Genomic DNA, 19,557 nt, shown 5'->3' with positions numbered 1-19,557 from the left:
ATTTGGGGGACTGCTAAAGTACTATAAAATTACACATCTGCAAGGGTTTTGATTAAGAAAATTTATCGAAATGTTAAATTATTGTGTATTTCATCGAAATATTAAGTTTTTAAACGTCTTTAATTGGTGTTTTCGAATTTAAGCTAAGAAACCTCTCTTTTGATTTATGTAAATAAAACACCATATAAATTGTAAGAATATTCTCTATTTGTGCAAAATCAAGGAGAAAGCGCTCTACATTTTTAACAACTAAAGAATAGCCATATAAGGCTCATTAAAACTATCTTGAGGGAAGCGTTTTAAATCAAGTATATTTATTATTAAAACATCTATATGCTCATCCACAAGACAAAGGATTGTTTTTGAGGAGAAAATAACTCGCCAGGTGCTTAAAACCTGTGTGATCTTAAGAAGAAAATATGACTACAAGGTTTATTTAAAAGAAAAATCTCCAACTATCTCAAAACCACTTTTAATGGTTTATAAGATAATTGGAGACTATGTTTTACTAGATTGAAGTAGATTAAAACTTCATTTCTGGGATATCACCATCTACGATTAATGTTCCCTCGGTTGCTGCTTGAATCTCTTCTACAGATACTCCTGGAGCTCTCTCGAGTAGTTTAAAGCCATCTTCAGTGACTTCTAACACAGCAAGGTTACTTACAATCTTTTTTACACATCCTACACCAGTAAGTGGCAGGCTACATTTTTTTAAAAGTTTTGATTCTCCTGCGCGATTAGTATGCATCATGGCTACAATAATATTCTCTGCACTTGCAACGAGATCCATTGCTCCTCCCATACCTTTTACCATTTTACCTGGGATTTTCCAGTTTGCGATATCACCATTTTCTGCAACTTCCATAGCACCTAGAATGGTAAGGTCTACATGTTTACCACGTATCATACTAAAGCTAGTAGCACTATCAAAAAAACTTGCTCCTGGCAAGGTTGTAATGGTCTGCTTTCCAGCATTTATAATATCTGCATCCTCTTCTCCATCATACGGAAAAGGCCCCATCCCTAAAACTCCATTCTCACTTTGAAACTCTACGTCAATATCTTCACGTACATAGTTTGCAACAAGCGTAGGGATACCGATACCTAGGTTTACATAATATCCATCTTGTACTTCTCTTGCAATGCGTTGTGCAATTTGATTTTTATCTAAAGCCATAATTAGTCTCTTGTTCTAACGGTGCGTTGTTCTATTCTCTTTTCATACGTTTCTCCTTGGAAAATACGTTGTACAAAAATCCCTGGGATGTGAATTTGATTGGGATCAAGTGTCCCTACCGGTACAAGCTCCTCCACCTCTGCAACAGTTATAGTAGCTGCACCACACATATTAGGATTAAAGTTTCTTGCAGTCCCTTTAAATATTAAGTTACCTGCAGCATCACCTTTCCATGCCTTTACAAAAGCAAAATCTGCTTTGAAAGCGTGTTCTAGCACATACATTTTCCCGTCAAATTCTCTTGTTTCTTTTCCTTCGGCTACTTCTGTTCCGTATCCTGCTGGTGTATATATTGCTGGAAATCCTGCTTGCGCTGCTCTGCATCGCTCTGCAAGGGTTCCTTGTGGTATAAGCTCTACATCAAGCTCACCACTAAGCATCTGGCGTTCAAACTCGGCGTTTTCACCCACATAACTAGAAACCATTTTCTTTATTTGCTTTTTCTGTAACAACAACCCGAGTCCAAAATCATCCACTCCGGCATTATTAGAAATACAGGTGAGATTATTAACGTCAAGAGCTACTAGTTTAGCTATAGAATTTTCTGGAATACCGCTGAGACCAAAACCTCCAAGCATCATTGTCATTCCACTTTCAACACCTTCTAGTGCGGCGTCTACTCCAGTCACTTTCTTTGTTATCATATTCTTAGTTTATAAGTACTAAAAATACGGATTTTGTATCAAATTACGCTTTCGCGAAAGCGTAATTGAACATCTAAAAATGAATCCAAAAAAAAAAAGCGCGATTGCTCGCACTCTTTATAATTATGTCTGTATTATACTATTAAAAATCTAGCTCATCAGGCAGCTCGTCGCTTACACCAGAACTCTTATAATCATCACAATTAGTTGTGATTGTTAAGTTATCAGGTTTTGAAAATTCGCTTTTAGAAATCTCTAGATCCTCATTTTTGTATACTTCTTTCATATACATTCCCCAGATAGGTAATGCCATTGTTGCTCCCTGACCATAACCTATGCCTGGGAAGTGAACTGCGCGATCATCACCACCTACCCAAACTCCAGTCACAAGATTAGGTACAATACCCATAAACCATCCATCACTTTGATTTTGTGTAGTACCCGTTTTACCAGCTATTGCATTATCAAACCCGTATGGATAACCCGTTACGGCATTGCGATAAATTGCATCTTTACGCCATGTGTGACGTAATCTTGCTCCAGAACCTGACCTTGTAACTCCTTCCATTAACTGCAAGGTCACATAAGCACTCTCTGCACTTAATACATCCCTAGTTTCTGGAACATGTTGGTATAAAATAGTTCCATTTTTATCTTGTATGGTACTTACAATCTGTGGTTTTACATACACCCCTTGATTTGCAAAAGCTCCGTAAGCAGATACCATCTCATACACACTTAAATCTGCTGTCCCCAGCGCGATAGAAGGTACTACTGGAATATCCTTCGTATCTATACCTAGCTTGCTTACTAAGTCTAATACAGGCTGTGGCCCTACTTTATCTATAAGTCTAGCTGACACCGTATTCACGGATTCAGCGAGTGCTTTTTTCAAAGTAATCATGCCACCCATTTCTCCTCCTGAGTTTTCTGGACACCACTGCTTTGTATTTCCATGACTACCTGCTGCAATACAGTGAATAGTATTAGGCAAGGTATCACAAGGAGATATCTTAAGCTGATCTACGGCTGTTGCATATAAGAAAGGCTTAAAGGTAGATCCTACCTGGCGCTTTCCTAATTGTACGTGATCATATTGAAAGTGGTTCATGTTAATACCACCTACCCATGCGCGCACTTCTCCAGTTTGAGGTACCATAGACATCATCCCTGTGCGTAAGAATTTCTTGTAATAACGTATTGAATCACGCGGAGTCATTAATGTATCTACATCTCCTGCCCATGTAAAAATGGTCATATCTGTTTTTACATCAAATGATTTTCTAATAGCAGCATCTGTTTTTCCTTGCGCTTTGAGTTTGCGCCAGCGAGATGAGCTTTTTATAGCATTGTTAAAAATGCGCTCCACATCCTCCTCTTCGATATCTCTAAAAGGAGCTGTTTTATTTTTCTCGTTTTGTCTATCAAACTCGGCTTGCAACCTTGGCATGTGAGCAGCAACAGCATCTTCTGCCATTTTCTGCATACGAGAATCAATAGTCGTCGTTATTGTAAGGCCGTCACGGTAGATATTATAATACGTGGTATTACCCTCTGCATCTTCTCCTTTAGGATTCTCTTTAATCCATGAAGCCATGAATTTCTTAAGGTTTTCTCTAAAGTACGTTGCCGTTCCATCTGCATGTCCTTCTGGAGTAAACTTTATTTCCATAGGTAATGCTGTGAGGGAATCTTTTTCGGCAGTAGTGATCATTCCGTTTACTTCCATCTGCTTGAAGACTTGATTGCGCCTTCTTAGTGATTTCTCCTTAGATATCTCACGGTACGGATTATACTGTCTTGGATTCTTAAGCATTGCTACAAAAACAGCGCTTTCATGCAAATCAAGATCTTTTACATCTTTATTAAAGTAAATACGAGCGGCAGAACTTATACCAATAGCATTAAAGAGAAAGTCAAATTTATTGAGATACATCGCAATGATTTCTTGCTTTGTATACTGGCGTTCTAGCCTTGTTGCAATTACATACTCTTTTGCCTTCTGCAGAAGACGCTCTAGCGTAGAGCTAGGAGGATTTGAAAATAACAACTTAGAAAGCTGTTGTGTTACTGTACTTGCACCACCGTTTTTACCTAGATAAGCCATCGCTCTGGCCGTACCTCTAAAGTCTATACCAGAGTGCTCATAATAACGCTCATCTTCCGTTGCGACTAGTGCATCGACAAGGTTTTGTGGTAATTGATCATATTTAATAGGAGTCCTATTTTCATTATAATAAGTACCTAGCTGCTTTCCATCTACAGAGATGATTTTTGTAGCAAGGTTGCTTTCTGGGTTTTCAAGTTCTTCAAAGGTGGGGAGTGTTCCAAAAACATTCCAACTCGCTAGTAAAAACAATAGTACTGCCAGTGTGACTCCTCCTGCAAATAGTCGCCAAAACCAAGAAATATATTTACTGTAATCTCCTTCGCTTTTTTTTGGAGCTTTTTTTGGAGGTGTTTGTTTTGCCATTATGATCTGTTTATTCTTGCTTTTCAATACGTAATCCTACTTCGGTAATTCCTTCTAGATAGGCATCTCCAGCGATGTTTCCGTTTTTTCTTACTGCGTGCTCTATAGTAAAGGTGTAGGTTCCGCTTTCGCGAAAGCGTACTCCTTCTCTATACAACAATTTACTTTCTTTAATATCTCCAAAACCAGTACCCATCCACGTTCCGTCTGGATTTGCCATTTCATACTCGAGGGTATCGGTATACGTACGACCTTGCGGAAATTGCATCTCTGTAATCAAAAAAAGATTACTGTATGGGTATTGATTGTTATTACGAACGGTAATGAATGCATTATACAATGGTACACTATCCAGCTCGTTTACTTCTAACACCACAGGTTCATTAATATTCCATGAGCTACCTAACGACGTGTATGAATGATACACTTGTTTTGAATCACATGAAACACATAAAATAATGAGTATCAATAGTAATACGTTACGCATTAGGTTTTGGTTTTTGAGGACGCCTTTTATTTTTATTTGCAGGCTTTGATCCTCCAGCTTTTTGACCTTCTTGAATTGGCTTTTGGCTAGTTCCATCTTTAGGTGTTCCTCCCTTAGCTTGCGGCTTTGGCCCTCTGCTTTTAGGTCTAGGTCCTTTACCCTCCGGTCTTGGGCCTTTGCCTTCTGGTCTAGGTCCCTTTGCTTGAGGTTTTGGTCCTTTCTTTGCTACAGGTCTTGGCCCTTTTGCTCCATCTTGATTAGGTTTTCTCGGAGTTCTATCCTTAGCTTTTGGTCTATCTCCTTGAGGCTTATTGCCGTTACCTGCAGGTTTTCTTTTGCGATTATTGCGACGCTTGTTTGTAGTTTTAGGCTTGTCAAAACGAGTAAGACTATCTTGACCTACCACATTACCGAAGTCTATTACCGTCTCCTGAATAAGTTCGGCAGCAAATTCTTCTAGGCTTGCAACCGGCTCTTTCTTCTTATTTGCAGCTATAATTTCATTTGCATGATCTGTCGTAAGCTTATGCCAGTTCATCCATTCTCCCTCGTAAGCATACCACAAGTGCCCTTGAAAAATGTCAATTTTCTGGCAAACTGCAGTTCCTTTTTGAGTGTATAGTTTAGTCTCACTTTTTGGAAAACTTTTGAGCGCATCCATATAAGCATCTAGCTCATAATTAAGACAGCATTTTAATTTACCACATTGTCCAGCAAGCTTTTGCGGGTTAAGTGATAACTGCTGGTATCTAGCAGCGCTCGTAGTCACAGATCTAAAATCTGTTAACCATGTAGAACAACATAGCTCACGACCACAAGAACCTATACCACCTAGACGTGCCGCTTCCTGACGCAGACCTATCTGTCTCATCTCAATACGGGTACGAAAATCTTGAGCAAATTCTTTTATGAGTTGGCGAAAATCTACACGATCTTCTGCCGTATAATAAAATGTCGCTTTAGAACCGTCTCCTTGAAACTCAATATCTGATATTTTCATTTGGAGATCTAGACGTATTGCTATCTGTCTAGCACGCACCTTCATACTTTCTTCTTTCTCACGCGCCGTAGTCCAGATATCTATATCTCTTTGTGATGCCTTGCGATAAATCTTAAGCGTTTCTGGAGTGTCTTGCCTTACTTTCTTGCGCTTCATTTGCACTCGCACAAGCTCACCAGTAAGGGTTACCATTCCAATATCGTGGCCAGACTCTGCTTGAGTCGCTACAATATCACCTATACTTAGGGTAACTTTTTCTTCGTTTTTATAGTAATCTTTACGTCCGTTTTTAAAACGTACTTCTACGTAGTTAAAAGCTTCTTGTCCATCAGGAAGGGACATATTAGAAAGCCAGTCAAAGACTGTAAGTTTATTACATCCGTCGGTTCCGCAGGTTCCATTGTTTTTACAACCTTTAGGAGATCCGTCTTCACCTGTGCCACAACTGCCACATGCCATATTTTGTATATTTAAATGTACATCGCTCTATATCAATCGTTAAGAGAGTAACAGCCGCGTGTACGCGTTATATTTATGTTCACAATGAACTATCGATAAAGATAGGTAATCTATAGCGCCTTTTCCAAAATCAAAATCAACAGATTGTTTTTCTATTGATTACTTCTTAAAAGCCAGCTTTTCTGATCTACCTTTCTTAAAAATCTTATTACTATTTCCTTTACCAGAACGTAATTTCTTTTGCTCTTCGTATGGCAGTGCATTAATCTCTGCACACTCTGTAGAGCAGCAGTTTTCATTAGCCTTTGCACATTCCTCACATTGTATAAAAAGTAAGTGGCAAGCTTCATTTGCACAGTTTACATGCTCATCGCAAGGAGTACCACACTGGTGACAATTTGAGATAACATCGTCTGAGATACGCTCTCCACGACGGTGATCAAACACAAAATTCTTACCCTTGAACTTGTTATCAAGCTTCTCTGCTTCTACCTGGCGAGCATACTCAATGATTCCTCCTTCTAGCTGGAAAACATTTTTAAAACCCTTGTGCTTAAAATAAGCACTTGCCTTCTCACAACGTATTCCACCCGTACAGTACATCACAAGTTTTTTATCTTCCTTATGATCTTTTAGATCCTCTTCAATAATATCAAGACTATCTCTAAAGGTATCTACATCTGGAGTGACTGCATTTTTAAAATGCCCTATTTCACTCTCATAGTGATTACGCATATCAACGAGTACTGTATTCTCGTCTTCTATCAGTTCATTAAAAGTAGAAGCGTCTACGTGAACTCCTTTGTTTGTTACATCAAAAGTTTCATCTACTAGTCCATCTGCAACAATCTTATTACGCACTTTTACTTTGAGTTTTAAGAACGACTTATCGTCTTGCTCTCTCGCAATATTGAGGCGTACATTCTCTAGGAAGTTTATTCCGTCAAGAAAGGCTTTAAATGTTGTGAATTTTTTGGCTGGAACAGACATCTGGGCATTTATTCCCTCGTTTGCCACATAAATACGTCCCAGGGCTTCCATCTCATCCCAAGCCACAAAAAGGTGGTTTCTGAAAAGTTCTGGGTTTCCAATCTTATGATACTGGTAAAAAGAGAGTGTAAGGCGTTCTTCTCCCGCCTCTTCTATAAGTTGTGCTCTCTCTTTTGCGCTTAATTTGTTGTACAGTTGCATGCTATACCTTCGTTTTAAGTTAAAAGAATTATTTCTTCGGCAAATATAAGTCTTTGAATTAAGGGTACAAAAAATGCCCGGAGGTCTATCCTGCGGGCATTTTTTTGTGAATTTTGGCTAATTCAGGTTTACATTTTATTTAATGTCGTCGTAATTTGTTTAATACTTTGTAGCTGTGGCCTTCCTAATTTTAGTAAAGATTCCAAATTTTAGTATCTTTGACAAAACGTCGGGAATAATGTGTTTGGTGTGCGTTAGACTTATTCTCGTTGCTAAGATGCAATAATAATTAAATGGTTGCGTCATCATCGACAAGAATTATGTTAAAAATATTACGCTTTCGCGAAAGCGCACCTTGTTTACCCATTATTTAACAATTAAATTTACAATACAAAACTGAAGATATGAGTAGTGAAAAAGATGCAAAATTAAAAGCCCTTAAACTCACCCTAGACAAGCTAGACAAGACTTACGGTAAAGGAGCCGTGATGAAAATGGGAGATCAAGCTATCGTGGATGTAGAGTCTATACCAACGGGTTCTCTAGGGCTAGATGTTGCTCTAGGTGTAGGAGGATATCCTAGAGGTCGTGTGATTGAAATCTATGGACCAGAATCTTCTGGTAAAACCACCTTAACGCTACATGCCATCGCTCAAGCTCAGAAAGCTGGAGGAATTGCGGCATTTATTGACGCAGAGCACGCTTTTGATCGTTTCTATGCAGAAAAGCTAGGTGTGGATATTGATAACTTGATCATATCACAACCAGATAACGGAGAACAAGCACTTGAAATCGCAGACAACCTTATACGCTCTGGAGCTATTGATATCGTTGTAGTCGATTCTGTTGCTGCACTTACTCCTAAAAGTGAGATAGAAGGTGAGATGGGAGATTCAAAAATGGGACTTCACGCTCGTTTAATGTCTCAAGCACTTCGTAAACTTACTGGATCCATTAGCAAGACTAATTGTACTGTGATTTTCATTAACCAACTTCGTGAGAAAATTGGTGTAATGTTTGGAAACCCAGAAACTACAACTGGTGGTAATGCACTTAAGTTTTATGCATCTGTACGTCTTGACATACGTCGTTCTACACAGATTAAAGATAGTAATGCAAATGTAATGGGTAATAAGACCCGTGTTAAAGTTGTAAAAAACAAAGTTGCACCACCTTTCCGTATGGCAGAATTTGATATCATGTACGGTGAAGGAATCTCAAAAGTAGGAGAGATTATTGACATAGGTGTAAACTATGAGATTGTAAAGAAAGCTGGATCATGGTTTAGCTATCAAGATACTAAGTTAGGTCAAGGTCGTGATGCTGTAAAAGCATTGTTACTAGATAATCCAGACCTCATGGATGAGCTAGAAACAAAAATTCACGAAGCAATCAAATTATCTAACGAGTAAGCAATTATATCATATTGATAATAAAAACCTCCCTTATGGGAGGTTTTTGTATTTTAAACGCAACCTTTTTATTTTTTTAGCATCTACGTAGTGTTAACCATGTAAAATTTTATAGAAAGTATACGAGTAGACGTCCATAAATGATATCATAATGTAGCTCATGAGCACTTTTAATAGATATCTGTTCTTATCTTGTTATGAGAACATTAAAACCAAACAACCGGTTGAGTCAAGACCAACTTATAAAGAACTGTAAGAAGAAGCTCCCTAAAGCTCAAGCAGAATTATACAATCGCTACTCGAGCGTCTTGTTTTCTGTATGCTTAAAGTATGCTCCTAATTATGCAGAAGCAGAAGATATTCTGCAAGATGCCTTTATGACCATTTTTGACAAAGTAAGTCAGTACAAAAACAAAGGTTCGTTTGAAGGGTGGCTTAAAAGAGTTGTTATAAATACTGCGCTACAGCGCTACCGTAAGCCTGGAGTCTTTAATCTAGTTAACGAAGAAAATATAAAGGAGGTAGAAGTTGAAATAGAAGAAGAAAGTATTCCTCTCGATTTCCTACTTAAGATTATACAAGAGCTTCCAGATAGATACAGAATGGTTTTTAACCTTTATGTAATGGATGGGCACTCACACAAAGAAATATCAACATTGCTTACCATTTCTCAGGGTACTTCAAAATCAAACCTTGCACGCGCCCGAGGAATATTGAAAGAAAAAATAGAGATGAGCCAGTTTAACCCCAGAAGCAAATCTCACATACAATAATGAAGGAGAAGAAGAACATAGATAGATTATTCCAAGAGAAATTCAAAGATTTTGAATCGCATCCTAGCGACCATGTGTGGAATAATATTCTTGCAGCACAAAAAGAAAAAGAAGATAAAAAGGTCATCCCATTATGGTGGAAGTTGGGCGGTATAGCTGCAGCACTTCTTTTACTTTTTGGTTTAGGTAGTTTATTTATCAACTCTTCTAGTCAAAATAATATACAGATTGTAGATACTCCAATCATAAATGATGAAAACGTAGTCTTAGAAGAGAACACAGCTACAACATCAATTACTCCTCAAGTATCAAAAAATAATGAAGAAGGCAATAAGTTCGTAACTGCTGATGAATCTCAAATTACTTCAAGTATAAAAAACAACACGACCTCAAGAAATCCAAAAAGCGCTAACCCAGCATCTAGAAGAGACGACAATAACTCTAGAAATGGATCTCAAAACAGTCCAAATAAAGCAAAACTCGCAACATCTGAGAAAAACGCTGGGGCAATTGCTTATCAAGCAAATTCACCTCAACTAAACACCGGAAACACAAACAGCCAGCTTCATCTAAATAAAGCTAAAGTTAAAAATAATGTATCTCCACAAGAAGATAATAATACAGTTGCTCAAGTAACCACATTAGAAGAGGAAAACAACCCTAATAAAAACCTCATAGACGAAGCTCAGAAAATAGAAACCCTACAAGAAGACAAACTTGCTCAAGTAGATAACAATACAAAAATGAAGCGCTGGGACGTTGGAGCCGTAGCCGCACCTGTTTATTATGGAGATTTTGGTGGCTCAGGATTAGATAAACAGTTTGCAGATAATGATAAATCTGGTGATGTGAATTTAAGTTATGGAGTTCAAGTGAGCTATGCTATAAGTCCAAAATTTAAGATACGTACTGGGGTGAGCAACGTAGACTTAAGTTACAATACTAATGAAATATCATTTTCGACAAATGGATTAGGTCGCAGTGTGCGAGGCATCTCTTTTACTGATAACGCAAAAGTGTTAGCAATTCTAGACAATCCCGCTACTCAACATAGTTTTACTGCAGATAACGCGATATCGAGAATAGGTGTATCTTCAAATGGCTCGCTACAACAGCAACTTAGCTACGTAGAAGTACCGCTTGAAGCTATTTATGTGATCTCAGATAAACGTGTAGGACTATCTCTTATAGGAGGAGTAAGTACTCTATTTCTAAATGAGAATGATGTTGTTTTAAAGTCATCACAGCTCACTACAAGTCTGGGTACTGCAAATGGTGTAAATGAAGTAAGTTTTACAACAAACCTAGGTGTAGGTTTAGACTATAAATTCACAAAAAAAATCATATTTAATATAGAACCTTCACTTAAATATCAACTCAATAGTTTTGATAATAAGGTGGTAGATTTTCAGCCATATTACATAGGTGTATATACTGGCGTAAGCTATAAGTTCTAGTAAAGAAGCTATACCAAGTGTAGTTTACTTGGTATTAGATTAGTTTTTTAGTTGGTTAGGTAATCGTTGCTCTTGCAATGATAACAAGAAAGGCTCCGCTGGTTACGGAGCCTTTTGTTTTTTATAACGCTTTCGCGAAAGCGGTCTCATCCTACTTAGTTAATTCACGTAAGATAACCTCGCGTGTTTGCTCTCTCAAAGCTCTCTTATCATCTTGCGTCATCTCCATCGTAGGAATAAAATGATGCACCTTTGCTCTCATTACCCCAGGAATTCCTTTGAAAAATGAGTAAGGAAATCGCTTCTTATTATCATAAAAGGTAATAGGCACTATAGGAAGATGATGGTCTATTGCGAGTCTAAAAGCTCCATCTTTAAAAGTATCTAGCACTAGTGCCAAATCGTTAGGAACGCCGCCTTCTGGAAAAATACAGATACTAAAACCCTGACTAAGGCGTCGCTGCGCTTGATCAAATACTTGCTTGCGACTGCGCGCATTACCTCTATCTACTAAGATACAAGTGCGCTTATAAAAGAACCCAAACAATGGCAGCTTTGCCAGCTCTGCTTTACCTACAAATACAAAAGGACTTTTTGCAAGATGAAGCATTAACAGAATATCCATCATAGAGGTGTGATTACTCACCAGCATATACCCTTTGCCTCGCTCAAACTTCTCTTCACGACTTACCTTTGGAAATAACCCCATGAGCAACATAATCGTACGAGCCCATATTTGCGCTAGGCGGAAAAACATTCCGTACCACGTTTCTTTGAGGATACTTATAATGAGAAGTGGAGATAAAATAAGTATCACCACAAGCATTAAAAAGTAAAACCATACTTTCCAAACAGCAACCGCTATGTTTCTTAAAAAATGCATGGTGCCAAAAATAGGTAATTAGCTCTAGCCAATGAGCAGAAAAACTTAACTTTGCTTTTTACTTAATTTTATGTCAAGAATACTTACTGGTGTACAAAGTACAGGTACACCCCACTTAGGAAATTTATTAGGAGCAATTATCCCTGCCATCGAGATGGCAAATAATCCTGCAAACGAGGCATTTCTCTTTATTGCAGATATGCACTCGCTTACTCAGATAAAAGACGGCGCACAGCTCCGTCATAATACCTATAGTACGGCAGCTACCTGGCTTGCTTTTGGTCTTGACATTAACAATACTGTATTTTATAGACAGAGCGATGTACCTCAAACTACAGAGCTTACTTGGTATTTGAGCTGTTTCTTTCCATACCAGCGACTCACACTCGCTCACAGTTTTAAGGACAAAGCAGATCGCTTAGAAGATGTAAACGCCGGATTATTCTCATATCCTATGCTTATGGCGGCAGATATATTGCTGTATGATGCAGAGATTGTTCCCGTGGGGAAAGATCAAGCGCAGCATATAGAAATGACTCGTGATGTTGCTAGCCGTTTTCATGCAGCTACCGGCAAGGAAGTTTTTGTATTACCAGAAGCTAGTCATAATGAAGAAACTATGTATATTCCAGGCACAGACGGCGCAAAGATGTCTAAGTCTAAAGGAAATATTATTGATATCTTCTTACCAGACAAGAAGCTACGCAAGCAAATTATGGGGATTAAAACAGACAGCACTCCTATGGAAGAACCTATGGAAACAGAGGGCTGTAATGTGTTTAACCTTTATAAATTACTAGCATCACCAGAACAAATAGACCGCTTACGCCAAAATTATAAACGCACAGATTTTGGCTATGGTCACGCAAAGCAGGCTGTCTATGAAGTGATTATAGAGAGATATGCAACACAGCGTGAGAAATACCATTATTATATGGACAACCTCAACGAGATAGATGCCGCATTAAAAGTAGGAGCAGAAAAAGCAACCAAGGTAGCAAATGGAGTGCTTGAAAGAGTAAGAGAGGTTGTGGGGTATTAATGAAAAAAATTAACACATACCTGTTCTTTTTAACCACACTGCTATTTTTATTTTTAGCTATTGGAGTTTTTGATTTAAGTGTTTTAGGAAATGAGACACTTGATATAAACGTTCGGGACACCTACTTTATAATAGATCAAAGAATAATATTTATTTTATTTGCAGTATTGATATTCAGTCTCGTTTTTCTAGTTAGAAGTCTCATTAAAAAATTTAAAGACAACTTTGCAAATTATATTTACTTATCGTTCAGTGTAATTGGAATTCTAGCTTTATCTCTAGTTATATATTTTATAAAGGATTTAAATTATATAGCAGCAACTACGGATGCCTCACTAGAAATAATAACTGCAAATAATACACTGAATAATCTTAGTTGGCTTTTGCAGGTATTTCAAGTGCTTTGGATGATTTATATAATATATGTAAGCATACAAATAGGTAAAAACTCAACACTTAAAAACAATTAACTATGGACTTCATGAGCTTTTTAAGCGGTAACGGTTTGTTCCTCATCTTGGGACTTGTATTGATTATCGTAGTTTTGTTCAACAAATTTAGAAACAGACGTTAGGTCGTTTAAGTTTCAATTTTCGCGAAAGCGAAAACCAATAATACAGTATGTCAAAAATTAGAATTACAAAACAGTTTACCTTTGAGACAGGTCACGCGCTTTATGGCTATGATGGCAAGTGCAAGAATGTACACGGGCACAGTTACAAACTTAGCGTTACCGTAATAGGAGAACCTATTACAGATATGGACAACGCAAAGCTGGGAATGGTTATCGATTTTGGTGACTTAAAGAAAATTGTAAATAGAGAGATTGTAAACGTTTTTGATCACGCTACCGTTTTTAATAAAAATACACCGCACGTAGAGCTTGCAAAAGAGCTTTCTGACCGTGGTCATGATGTACTTTTAGTAGACTATCAACCTACAAGTGAAATGATGGTGATAGACTTTGCTGCAAAAATTCAATCATTTTTACCAGATAGTATAAAATTACACTCATTACGCCTGTCTGAAACGGCAACCAGCTATGCCGAATGGCACGCTGCAGATCAAGATTAAATGAAAATAACACTCCCAAAAGGAAAGAAAATCTATTTCTCAAGTGACAATCACCTGGGCGCTCCTACTATGAAAGAAAGTCGCCCTCGTGAACGTAAATTCTTGCGATGGCTAGAGATGGCACGCAAGGACGCACAGGCTATTTTCTTAATGGGAGACCTCTTTGATTTTTGGTTTGAGTATAAGACTGTTGTGCCTAAAGGCTTTGTGCGCACACTAGGTAAACTAGCAGAGATGCGTGACGAAGGTATTGAGATTTACTTTTTCGTGGGTAACCACGATCTCTGGATGAACGGCTATTTTCAAGATGAGCTAGGTATCCCTGTTTATCATGATCCAGAAGTTTTTACAATAAATGATAAAAAGTTCTTTTTAGGTCATGGTGATGGATTAGGTCCTGGAGACATGGGTTACAAGCGCATGAAAAAGGTGTTTAGAGGGAAGTTTTTTCAGTGGCTTTTTCGATGGGGACATCCAGATATTGGGATGAAAATTGCTCAATACATGTCTGTAAAAAACAAACTCATCTCTGGTGATGATGACCACGTTTTTCTAGGCGAAGATCAGGAATGGCTGGCTACGTATGCTAAGCGCAAACTAGAGAAGGAGCATTTTGATTTTTTTATTTTTGGACACCGTCACTTACCTATGACTATCCAAGTGGGCGAGCGCTCCACATATTATAATCTAGGTGACTGGATACATCATTACACTTATGGAGTATATGATGAAAATGGATTTGAACTCAAGGAATTTGAGAAGGAATAGTATGTAAAACTTCTTGCTTAGTTATCTTTAAGCAAATACTTATCCATGCGTTTACTTCTTATTGCCCTATGTGGTTTTGCTTTATTTTCTTGTAAACCTTATCAATCTACGATTTTAAGAGAAGGACAGACTACCTATGATAGTTTTAGAAAGGAGCAGAAAACATTTACCTCTAGTGATGGCACTATTGCCTATATAGATCGCGGCAATAGCAAGAAAGTCATTCTATTATTACATGGCGTTCCTACTTCTGGATGGTTGTATAGAAAAATGATTGACCCACTTGTGGCTCAAGGTTACCGAGTGATTGTGCCAGACATGCTAGGCTATGGCAGTAGCGATAATCCTAAGGGTTATGAGATATACTCTGAGGAGAATCATGCAAAGCGTCTTCTAGCACTTATGGAATCATTAAATATAGACAGCTGGACGCATGTTATGCATGACGCAGGTGGTTTGTGGACATGGGAACTTTTAAAGAAAAATCCGTCAAAGGTAGCGCGACTAGTGCTTCTCAACACCATCATTTACGAAGAAGGCTTTGAGCCTCCTGTTCGTTTTAAAAAGGGCTTTATAGCACGCACCGCAATGTGGAGTTATCGCAACGGCATTACTACAAACATGATGCTTAAGAACCTTTTTAAGTCAGGAATGATGGAGAACAACCTCAACAAAGAGGATATTACTGGCTATAAAACCCCACTAAGAAACGGAAAAACAAGAGGCATGTATTACTTTTTTACACAAACTTGTAATGACTTGCCAGATTATAGCGATATGATAAAAGAACTTGATATTCCTACGGCAGTAATATGGGGAGGTGATGATTCCTTTTTGCTCATAGAACCTCAAAAAGAAAGGCTTAAAAAGGAATTAAAAATTAACGATGAGAACTTCCATATTATAGAAGCAAAGCACTTTATTCAAGAGGAAAAGCCCGAAGATGTGGTCAAGCTTATTTTGGACTTTTTAAAATAACTCTCAAAATGTAAAAACCCCTTTAGTTAAAGGGGTTTTTACATTTTAATAGATATGAAATCTATCAGTTATTTGCTTATCCCAAGTGTCCATAGAACTCGCAAAAGATGAGTGAGCTTCTTCAATAGCATTTGAATCATTGTACTGGTAAAATATAATCATAACTATGGCCAAACAAAAGGTCACTAATGCTACTTCAATGATTTCGTATATCTCATTGTTTGATTTTTTTGTGGTTGCCATAGAGGTGTATTTATCTTAATCGTTAACATAAATTTAAGAAAAAATAACCCGTATCACAAATTTTTAACATATTTATCGGATAATACTCTAAATAAACTAAGAAACCCACCTACACTAGGCAAAGAATAGACATGCTCTTTTATTTTAACAAATGCATGCAGATTAATTCTTCCTTATCAAATGAAAAACTTGATCTCAAGTTTTAATATCTTTTAATCGTAACTGCAAACTCACATTTCCATTCCATTCATTTTCATCAAGGGAATAAGCGGCCTTAAAGATTTTTTTATCTTCAATGAGCTCGTATTTATCTCCTAGATTAAAACCAATACATCCTATACGTTGCCCTCGATTGTTTTGTATTACAGTGGCCTTTAAGTGTGTTTGATCTGCTCCTACTTTTTTACCATAACCTGTGTCTATTAGGTTTTGAGTCATAAATGTAGGTGACATATTCTGAGGCCCAAATGGAGCAAACTGTTTTAAAATACGGTGAAATTTAGGCGTAATATCTGCAAGGTCTATCTCTGAGTCAATGGCAATTTCTGGAACTAGCAAGCGCTCATCACAACTAGCAGCAACTACCTGTTCAAACTTTTCCTTAAATGCTTCATATTGCTCTGGTAATAATGTGAGACCGGCAGCATATTTATGTCCACCAAATTGCTCTATATGCTCAGCACATTCATGCAAGGCGTTATACACGTCAAAACCTTTTACAGATCTTGCAGAGGCTGCATATTTATCACCGCTTCTCGTAAACACTAAGGTAGGACGGTAATATGTTTCTATTAATCTTGAAGCCACAATCCCTATCACTCCTTTATGCCAGTCTTCTTGAAAAACAACGGTAGTTTTATTTCCCTCTTCTTTGCTCTCTATAATTTGATCTAGGGCTTGCTGAGTGATACTCTTATCTGCTTCCTTTCGGTCGGAGTTATATTGCTCTATTTCTGATGCAAATTTGATGGCCGCATCAAGGTTTGTCTCCCTTAATAAGGTTACGGCATGGTTACCGTGTACCATTCTTCCCGCGGCGTTTATACGCGGTCCTATGATAAAAACTACATCTGTGATGGTAAGCGTTTGCTTTTTAACTTGCTTTATAATGGCTTCAAAACCTGCTCGAGGCGCTTGGTTTATCACATTTAATCCATGGTAAGCAAGGATTCTATTTTCTCCTGTAATAGGTACGATATCTGCACCTATGGCAGTAGCAACAAGATCTAAGTAAGGAAGAAGCTCTTCAAAGTTTTGCTTTCGCGAAAGCGCTATTGCACTTATTAATTTAAAACCTACACCACAACCGCATAACTCATCATAAGGGTATGAGCAATCTTCTCTTTTTGGATCTAAAATAGCGACCGCATCTGGCAACTGATCACCTGGTCTGTGGTGATCACAAATAATGAAATCGATTCCTTTTTCTTTTGCATAAGCCACCTTTTCAATAGCTTTTACACCACAATCTAGTGCGATAATGAGTGTCATATCATTATCTGCAGCAAAGTCTATTCCCATATAAGAAACGCCATAACCCTCTGCATAACGGTCTGGAATGTAGGTTGCCACCTGTGGATGGATCGTATCGAGATAGGAGCTCATTAAAGCAACACTAGTGGTACCATCTACGTCATAATCACCAAAGACAAGAATATTTTCGCCTTGAGCTATTGCTTGTTCAATACGTGCTACCGCGACATCCATATCTTTCATTAAGAATGGATCATGCAAGTCATCTAGAGACGGACGGAAAAATTGTTTTGCCTTTTCAAAGGTATCTATGTCACGTTGTATGAGTAAACGAGAAATAGGCTCCTCTACTCCAAGTTCTTTGGCAAGATTAGTAACTTTTTGTGCTTCTGGTTTTGGTTTTAAAGTCCAACGCATTAATCAAGATTAATTTTGAGCATCCATGATTCTTTTAAGTCGGGCATTGTTCTTACTTCTTCGAGTTTTTTATAGAGTGCGGCTGCATTCATCCCAGCGTCTACAAACACATAAAAGTAATTATTATCTGGACGGAAAAACATTTGTGGCTCGAGACCTTTTGTGGCAAGAATAGCCATCCAGTTTTCGGCATTTGTTGCGTTTGAAAATACGTTAGTCACTACGTAATATCCGGCTCCTATATTTTCAACCTTAAGCGACGGTTTTTCAAGTAGCGAAGCAAGTTCTTTGTTTACCACTTTTGGCGCAACATATGCTGGCTTAGGCTCGTCTGGAGCTGGAGGTACCGCAATAGCAACTTGCTGATTTGTGATCACCTTCTTAAGTGGTTGCGCAGTTACCACTTGCTCAGCAGAAGCAACGCTAGTGGCATTGTTATTTTTCTCTTTATAATAACGCTCACTTATCGTTGTTTGGAATGCGGTAAAGAATAAGAAAAATCGATCTGATCTTGTCTTAAACCTCATTTTCACCCCTCCTGTACTATTAGCAATGATCGCATTTTGAGCGGTCGGAATTTTAATTTTCGCAAGGTCAAAGCCTAGTGTATTTAAACTATTAGGAATTCTGTTTGTGGCTCTCTTGTCATTAATAGTTATGGTGCTATTAAAGAAATTACTTGACGCTCTCACGCTATTGTCTAGCGTCACAAAAATTTTAGTTTTTGGATCAAAAATACCAATCTCATCACGACCTAGAGTCCCATCACCTTCTAAAGCTCCAATGGTAATAGCTGTTTCCAACTCCCCTATTTCTGAAGATTGAAAATTACCAAAATCGACTTCGACGGCTTTTTTATTTACAAATTCAAATCCGTGAAAGGTAGTCACATATTGCAGTGGCTGTGTCTCATCTTCATACACCACATATAACAACCATCCGGCAGAGCTTCCTCCTATGATTTCACCTTGAGTTGCACTTACATTTGCAACCGTAACTTGGCCATTAACATCACCTTGTACTAAAGCTGTAACGTCTGCTATACATGCATAAGGCGCTCGAGAGCTTATAGAGTTATGTGTCGCATTCTCGCCATCATAAATGAGCGAGCCTTGTATATTCTCATACGTGCCACCAGGTAATTTTAATTTTACGGCTCTTATATCATGAGCACGATCGTCTAGTTTTTTGTGGTAAACCTGACCATCTTTAAGACGTTTTCCACTGCGCTCACCATGATAAGTTCCCGACCAATACAATCCAGCATACACAACCTTTACTCCTTCTCTCAACGCTAAGTGAGCGCTACTTGAACTCCATGTGCTTTGATCATTATCAATATCCACATAGCGCATTTTGAACTCATCGTTTATTTTCTCGAGATCATTAAATGGTTTTTCTGAGTCTTTGCTTAATATATTATTACCCACCACGGCAGTGTTGCCGCGTATGTAAAATTCTTTATCTCTAGTAAAAGTTTTTGAATCCTGAGCAATTGCTATTATAGGAAGTATGCACAGGAAACTCAATAGTTTTTTCATTT

17 protein-coding genes are annotated in these 19,557 nt (G+C 37.9%); 7 read left to right on the top strand and 10 right to left on the bottom strand.

The annotated features are described in order from the left end of the window. Positions 1-523: 523 nt before the first annotated feature. From DCS32_RS06660 to DCS32_RS06635, 6 genes are all read right to left on the bottom strand, one after another. Entirely contained in the window at positions 524-1,180 is a 657-nt protein-coding gene (locus DCS32_RS06660) for a CoA transferase subunit B (protein ID WP_108877550.1), read from the bottom strand. 2 nt (positions 1,181-1,182) lie between these two features. Then, positions 1,183-1,884, bottom strand: a complete 702-nt coding sequence (locus DCS32_RS06655) for a CoA transferase subunit A (protein WP_108877549.1) — start codon at positions 1,882-1,884, stop codon at positions 1,183-1,185. 142 nt (positions 1,885-2,026) lie between these two features. After that, positions 2,027-4,357, bottom strand: coding sequence for a penicillin-binding protein 1A (locus DCS32_RS06650; RefSeq protein ID WP_108877548.1), 2,331 nt, complete (start codon positions 4,355-4,357; stop codon positions 2,027-2,029). Between the two features lie 10 nt (positions 4,358-4,367). Then, positions 4,368-4,844: a gliding motility lipoprotein GldH gene (locus tag DCS32_RS06645; RefSeq protein WP_013750561.1), complete on the bottom strand. Its 477-nt coding sequence runs from the start codon at positions 4,842-4,844 to the stop codon at positions 4,368-4,370. Continuing rightward, positions 4,837-6,303: a regulatory iron-sulfur-containing complex subunit RicT gene (ricT, locus tag DCS32_RS06640; RefSeq protein WP_108877547.1), complete on the bottom strand. Its 1,467-nt coding sequence runs from the start codon at positions 6,301-6,303 to the stop codon at positions 4,837-4,839. The genes DCS32_RS06645 and ricT overlap by 8 nt, the downstream gene beginning before the upstream one ends. 159 nt (positions 6,304-6,462) lie before the next feature. After that, positions 6,463-7,494 (bottom strand): rhodanese-related sulfurtransferase, encoded by a 1,032-nt coding sequence (locus tag DCS32_RS06635; protein ID WP_013750563.1) that lies wholly within the window; start codon positions 7,492-7,494, stop codon positions 6,463-6,465. 404 nt (positions 7,495-7,898) lie between these two features. On the opposite strand from DCS32_RS06635, the gene recA reads away from it, so the two are divergent. The 3 genes from recA to DCS32_RS06620 all read left to right on the top strand — a co-directional run bounded on the left by recA (position 7,899) and on the right by DCS32_RS06620 (position 11,136). Continuing rightward, a complete protein-coding gene (gene recA, locus DCS32_RS06630; RefSeq protein WP_013750564.1) occupies positions 7,899-8,906 on the top strand; it encodes a recombinase RecA in 1,008 nt (335 codons plus the stop codon). A gap of 197 nt (positions 8,907-9,103) precedes the next feature. Next, positions 9,104-9,679 carry an RNA polymerase sigma factor gene (locus tag DCS32_RS06625; RefSeq protein WP_108877546.1) on the top strand — a complete coding sequence of 192 codons (576 nt, stop codon included), beginning with the start codon at positions 9,104-9,106 and terminating at the stop codon, positions 9,677-9,679. Continuing rightward, complete coding sequence (locus tag DCS32_RS06620; protein WP_108877545.1) at positions 9,679-11,136, top strand: outer membrane beta-barrel protein; 1,458 nt, start codon at positions 9,679-9,681, stop codon at positions 11,134-11,136. Before DCS32_RS06625 ends, DCS32_RS06620 begins: the two co-directional genes overlap by 1 nt. A 151-nt stretch (positions 11,137-11,287) precedes the next feature. Here DCS32_RS06620 and DCS32_RS06615 read toward each other — a convergent pair whose 3' ends face one another. Next, complete coding sequence (locus DCS32_RS06615) at positions 11,288-12,019, bottom strand: lysophospholipid acyltransferase family protein (RefSeq protein ID WP_108877544.1); 732 nt, start codon at positions 12,017-12,019, stop codon at positions 11,288-11,290. Positions 12,020-12,089: 70 nt separating this feature from the next. Here DCS32_RS06615 and trpS point away from each other — a divergent pair, with 70 nt between their 5' ends. The 4 genes from trpS (at position 12,090) to DCS32_RS06590 (ending at position 15,881) form a co-directional block, all read left to right on the top strand. After that, positions 12,090-13,061 carry a tryptophan--tRNA ligase gene (trpS, locus tag DCS32_RS06610; RefSeq protein WP_108877543.1) on the top strand — a complete coding sequence of 324 codons (972 nt, stop codon included), beginning with the start codon at positions 12,090-12,092 and terminating at the stop codon, positions 13,059-13,061. A 621-nt stretch (positions 13,062-13,682) separates the two neighbouring features. After that, positions 13,683-14,135: a 6-pyruvoyl trahydropterin synthase family protein gene (locus DCS32_RS06600; RefSeq protein WP_108877541.1), complete on the top strand. Its 453-nt coding sequence runs from the start codon at positions 13,683-13,685 to the stop codon at positions 14,133-14,135. Between the two features lie 6 nt (positions 14,136-14,141). Beyond that, the gene (locus DCS32_RS06595) at positions 14,142-14,903 is read left to right on the top strand and encodes a UDP-2,3-diacylglucosamine diphosphatase (protein ID WP_108879254.1); all 762 of its coding nucleotides are present in this window, start codon (positions 14,142-14,144) and stop codon (positions 14,901-14,903) included. 45 nt (positions 14,904-14,948) lie between these two features. Next, a complete protein-coding gene (locus tag DCS32_RS06590) occupies positions 14,949-15,881 on the top strand; it encodes an alpha/beta fold hydrolase (RefSeq protein WP_108877540.1) in 933 nt (310 codons plus the stop codon). 45 nt (positions 15,882-15,926) lie between these two features. Here the strand turns inward: DCS32_RS06590 and DCS32_RS06585 are convergent, their stop codons facing one another. From DCS32_RS06585 to DCS32_RS06575, 3 genes are all read right to left on the bottom strand, one after another. After that, positions 15,927-16,124 carry a hypothetical protein gene (locus DCS32_RS06585; RefSeq protein WP_108877539.1) on the bottom strand — a complete coding sequence of 66 codons (198 nt, stop codon included), beginning with the start codon at positions 16,122-16,124 and terminating at the stop codon, positions 15,927-15,929. A 195-nt stretch (positions 16,125-16,319) separates the two neighbouring features. Further along, complete coding sequence (gene recJ, locus DCS32_RS06580; RefSeq protein WP_108877538.1) at positions 16,320-18,014, bottom strand: single-stranded-DNA-specific exonuclease RecJ; 1,695 nt, start codon at positions 18,012-18,014, stop codon at positions 16,320-16,322. Beyond that, positions 18,014-19,555, bottom strand: a complete 1,542-nt coding sequence (locus DCS32_RS06575; protein WP_162533604.1) for an SPOR domain-containing protein — start codon at positions 19,553-19,555, stop codon at positions 18,014-18,016. Before DCS32_RS06575 ends, recJ begins: the two co-directional genes overlap by 1 nt. Positions 19,556-19,557 lie beyond the last annotated feature (2 nt).

The organism is Dokdonia sp. Dokd-P16 (genome assembly GCF_003095655.1).
Lineage (GTDB): Bacteria > Bacteroidota > Bacteroidia > Flavobacteriales > Flavobacteriaceae > Dokdonia.
Note: the sequence above shows the minus strand (reverse complement) of the source record. Positions and strands in the feature narration are given on the sequence as shown.

Bases quoted from the DNA above. Each gene is read 5' to 3' on its own strand.
- DCS32_RS06615 (WP_108877544.1), bottom strand. From the start codon at position 12,019: ATGCATTTTTTAAGAAACATAGCGGTTGCTGTTTGGAAAGTATGGTTT.
- DCS32_RS06585 (WP_108877539.1), bottom strand. From the start codon at position 16,124: ATGGCAACCACAAAAAAATCAAACAATGAGATATACGAAATCATTGAA.
- recA (WP_013750564.1), top strand. From the start codon at position 7,899: ATGAGTAGTGAAAAAGATGCAAAATTAAAAGCCCTTAAACTCACCCTA.
- trpS (WP_108877543.1), top strand. From the start codon at position 12,090: ATGTCAAGAATACTTACTGGTGTACAAAGTACAGGTACACCCCACTTA.
- DCS32_RS06635 (WP_013750563.1), bottom strand. From the start codon at position 7,494: ATGCAACTGTACAACAAATTAAGCGCAAAAGAGAGAGCACAACTTATA.
- DCS32_RS06660 (WP_108877550.1), bottom strand. From the start codon at position 1,180: ATGGCTTTAGATAAAAATCAAATTGCACAACGCATTGCAAGAGAAGTA.
- DCS32_RS06625 (WP_108877546.1), top strand. From the start codon at position 9,104: ATGAGAACATTAAAACCAAACAACCGGTTGAGTCAAGACCAACTTATA.
- DCS32_RS06620 (WP_108877545.1), top strand. From the start codon at position 9,679: ATGAAGGAGAAGAAGAACATAGATAGATTATTCCAAGAGAAATTCAAA.
- ricT (WP_108877547.1), bottom strand. From the start codon at position 6,303: ATGGCATGTGGCAGTTGTGGCACAGGTGAAGACGGATCTCCTAAAGGT.
- DCS32_RS06575 (WP_162533604.1), bottom strand. From the start codon at position 19,555: ATGAAAAAACTATTGAGTTTCCTGTGCATACTTCCTATAATAGCAATT.
- DCS32_RS06655 (WP_108877549.1), bottom strand. From the start codon at position 1,884: ATGATAACAAAGAAAGTGACTGGAGTAGACGCCGCACTAGAAGGTGTT.
- recJ (WP_108877538.1), bottom strand. From the start codon at position 18,014: ATGCGTTGGACTTTAAAACCAAAACCAGAAGCACAAAAAGTTACTAAT.
- DCS32_RS06645 (WP_013750561.1), bottom strand. From the start codon at position 4,844: ATGCGTAACGTATTACTATTGATACTCATTATTTTATGTGTTTCATGT.
- DCS32_RS06590 (WP_108877540.1), top strand. From the start codon at position 14,949: ATGCGTTTACTTCTTATTGCCCTATGTGGTTTTGCTTTATTTTCTTGT.
- DCS32_RS06600 (WP_108877541.1), top strand. From the start codon at position 13,683: ATGTCAAAAATTAGAATTACAAAACAGTTTACCTTTGAGACAGGTCAC.
- DCS32_RS06650 (WP_108877548.1), bottom strand. From the start codon at position 4,357: ATGGCAAAACAAACACCTCCAAAAAAAGCTCCAAAAAAAAGCGAAGGA.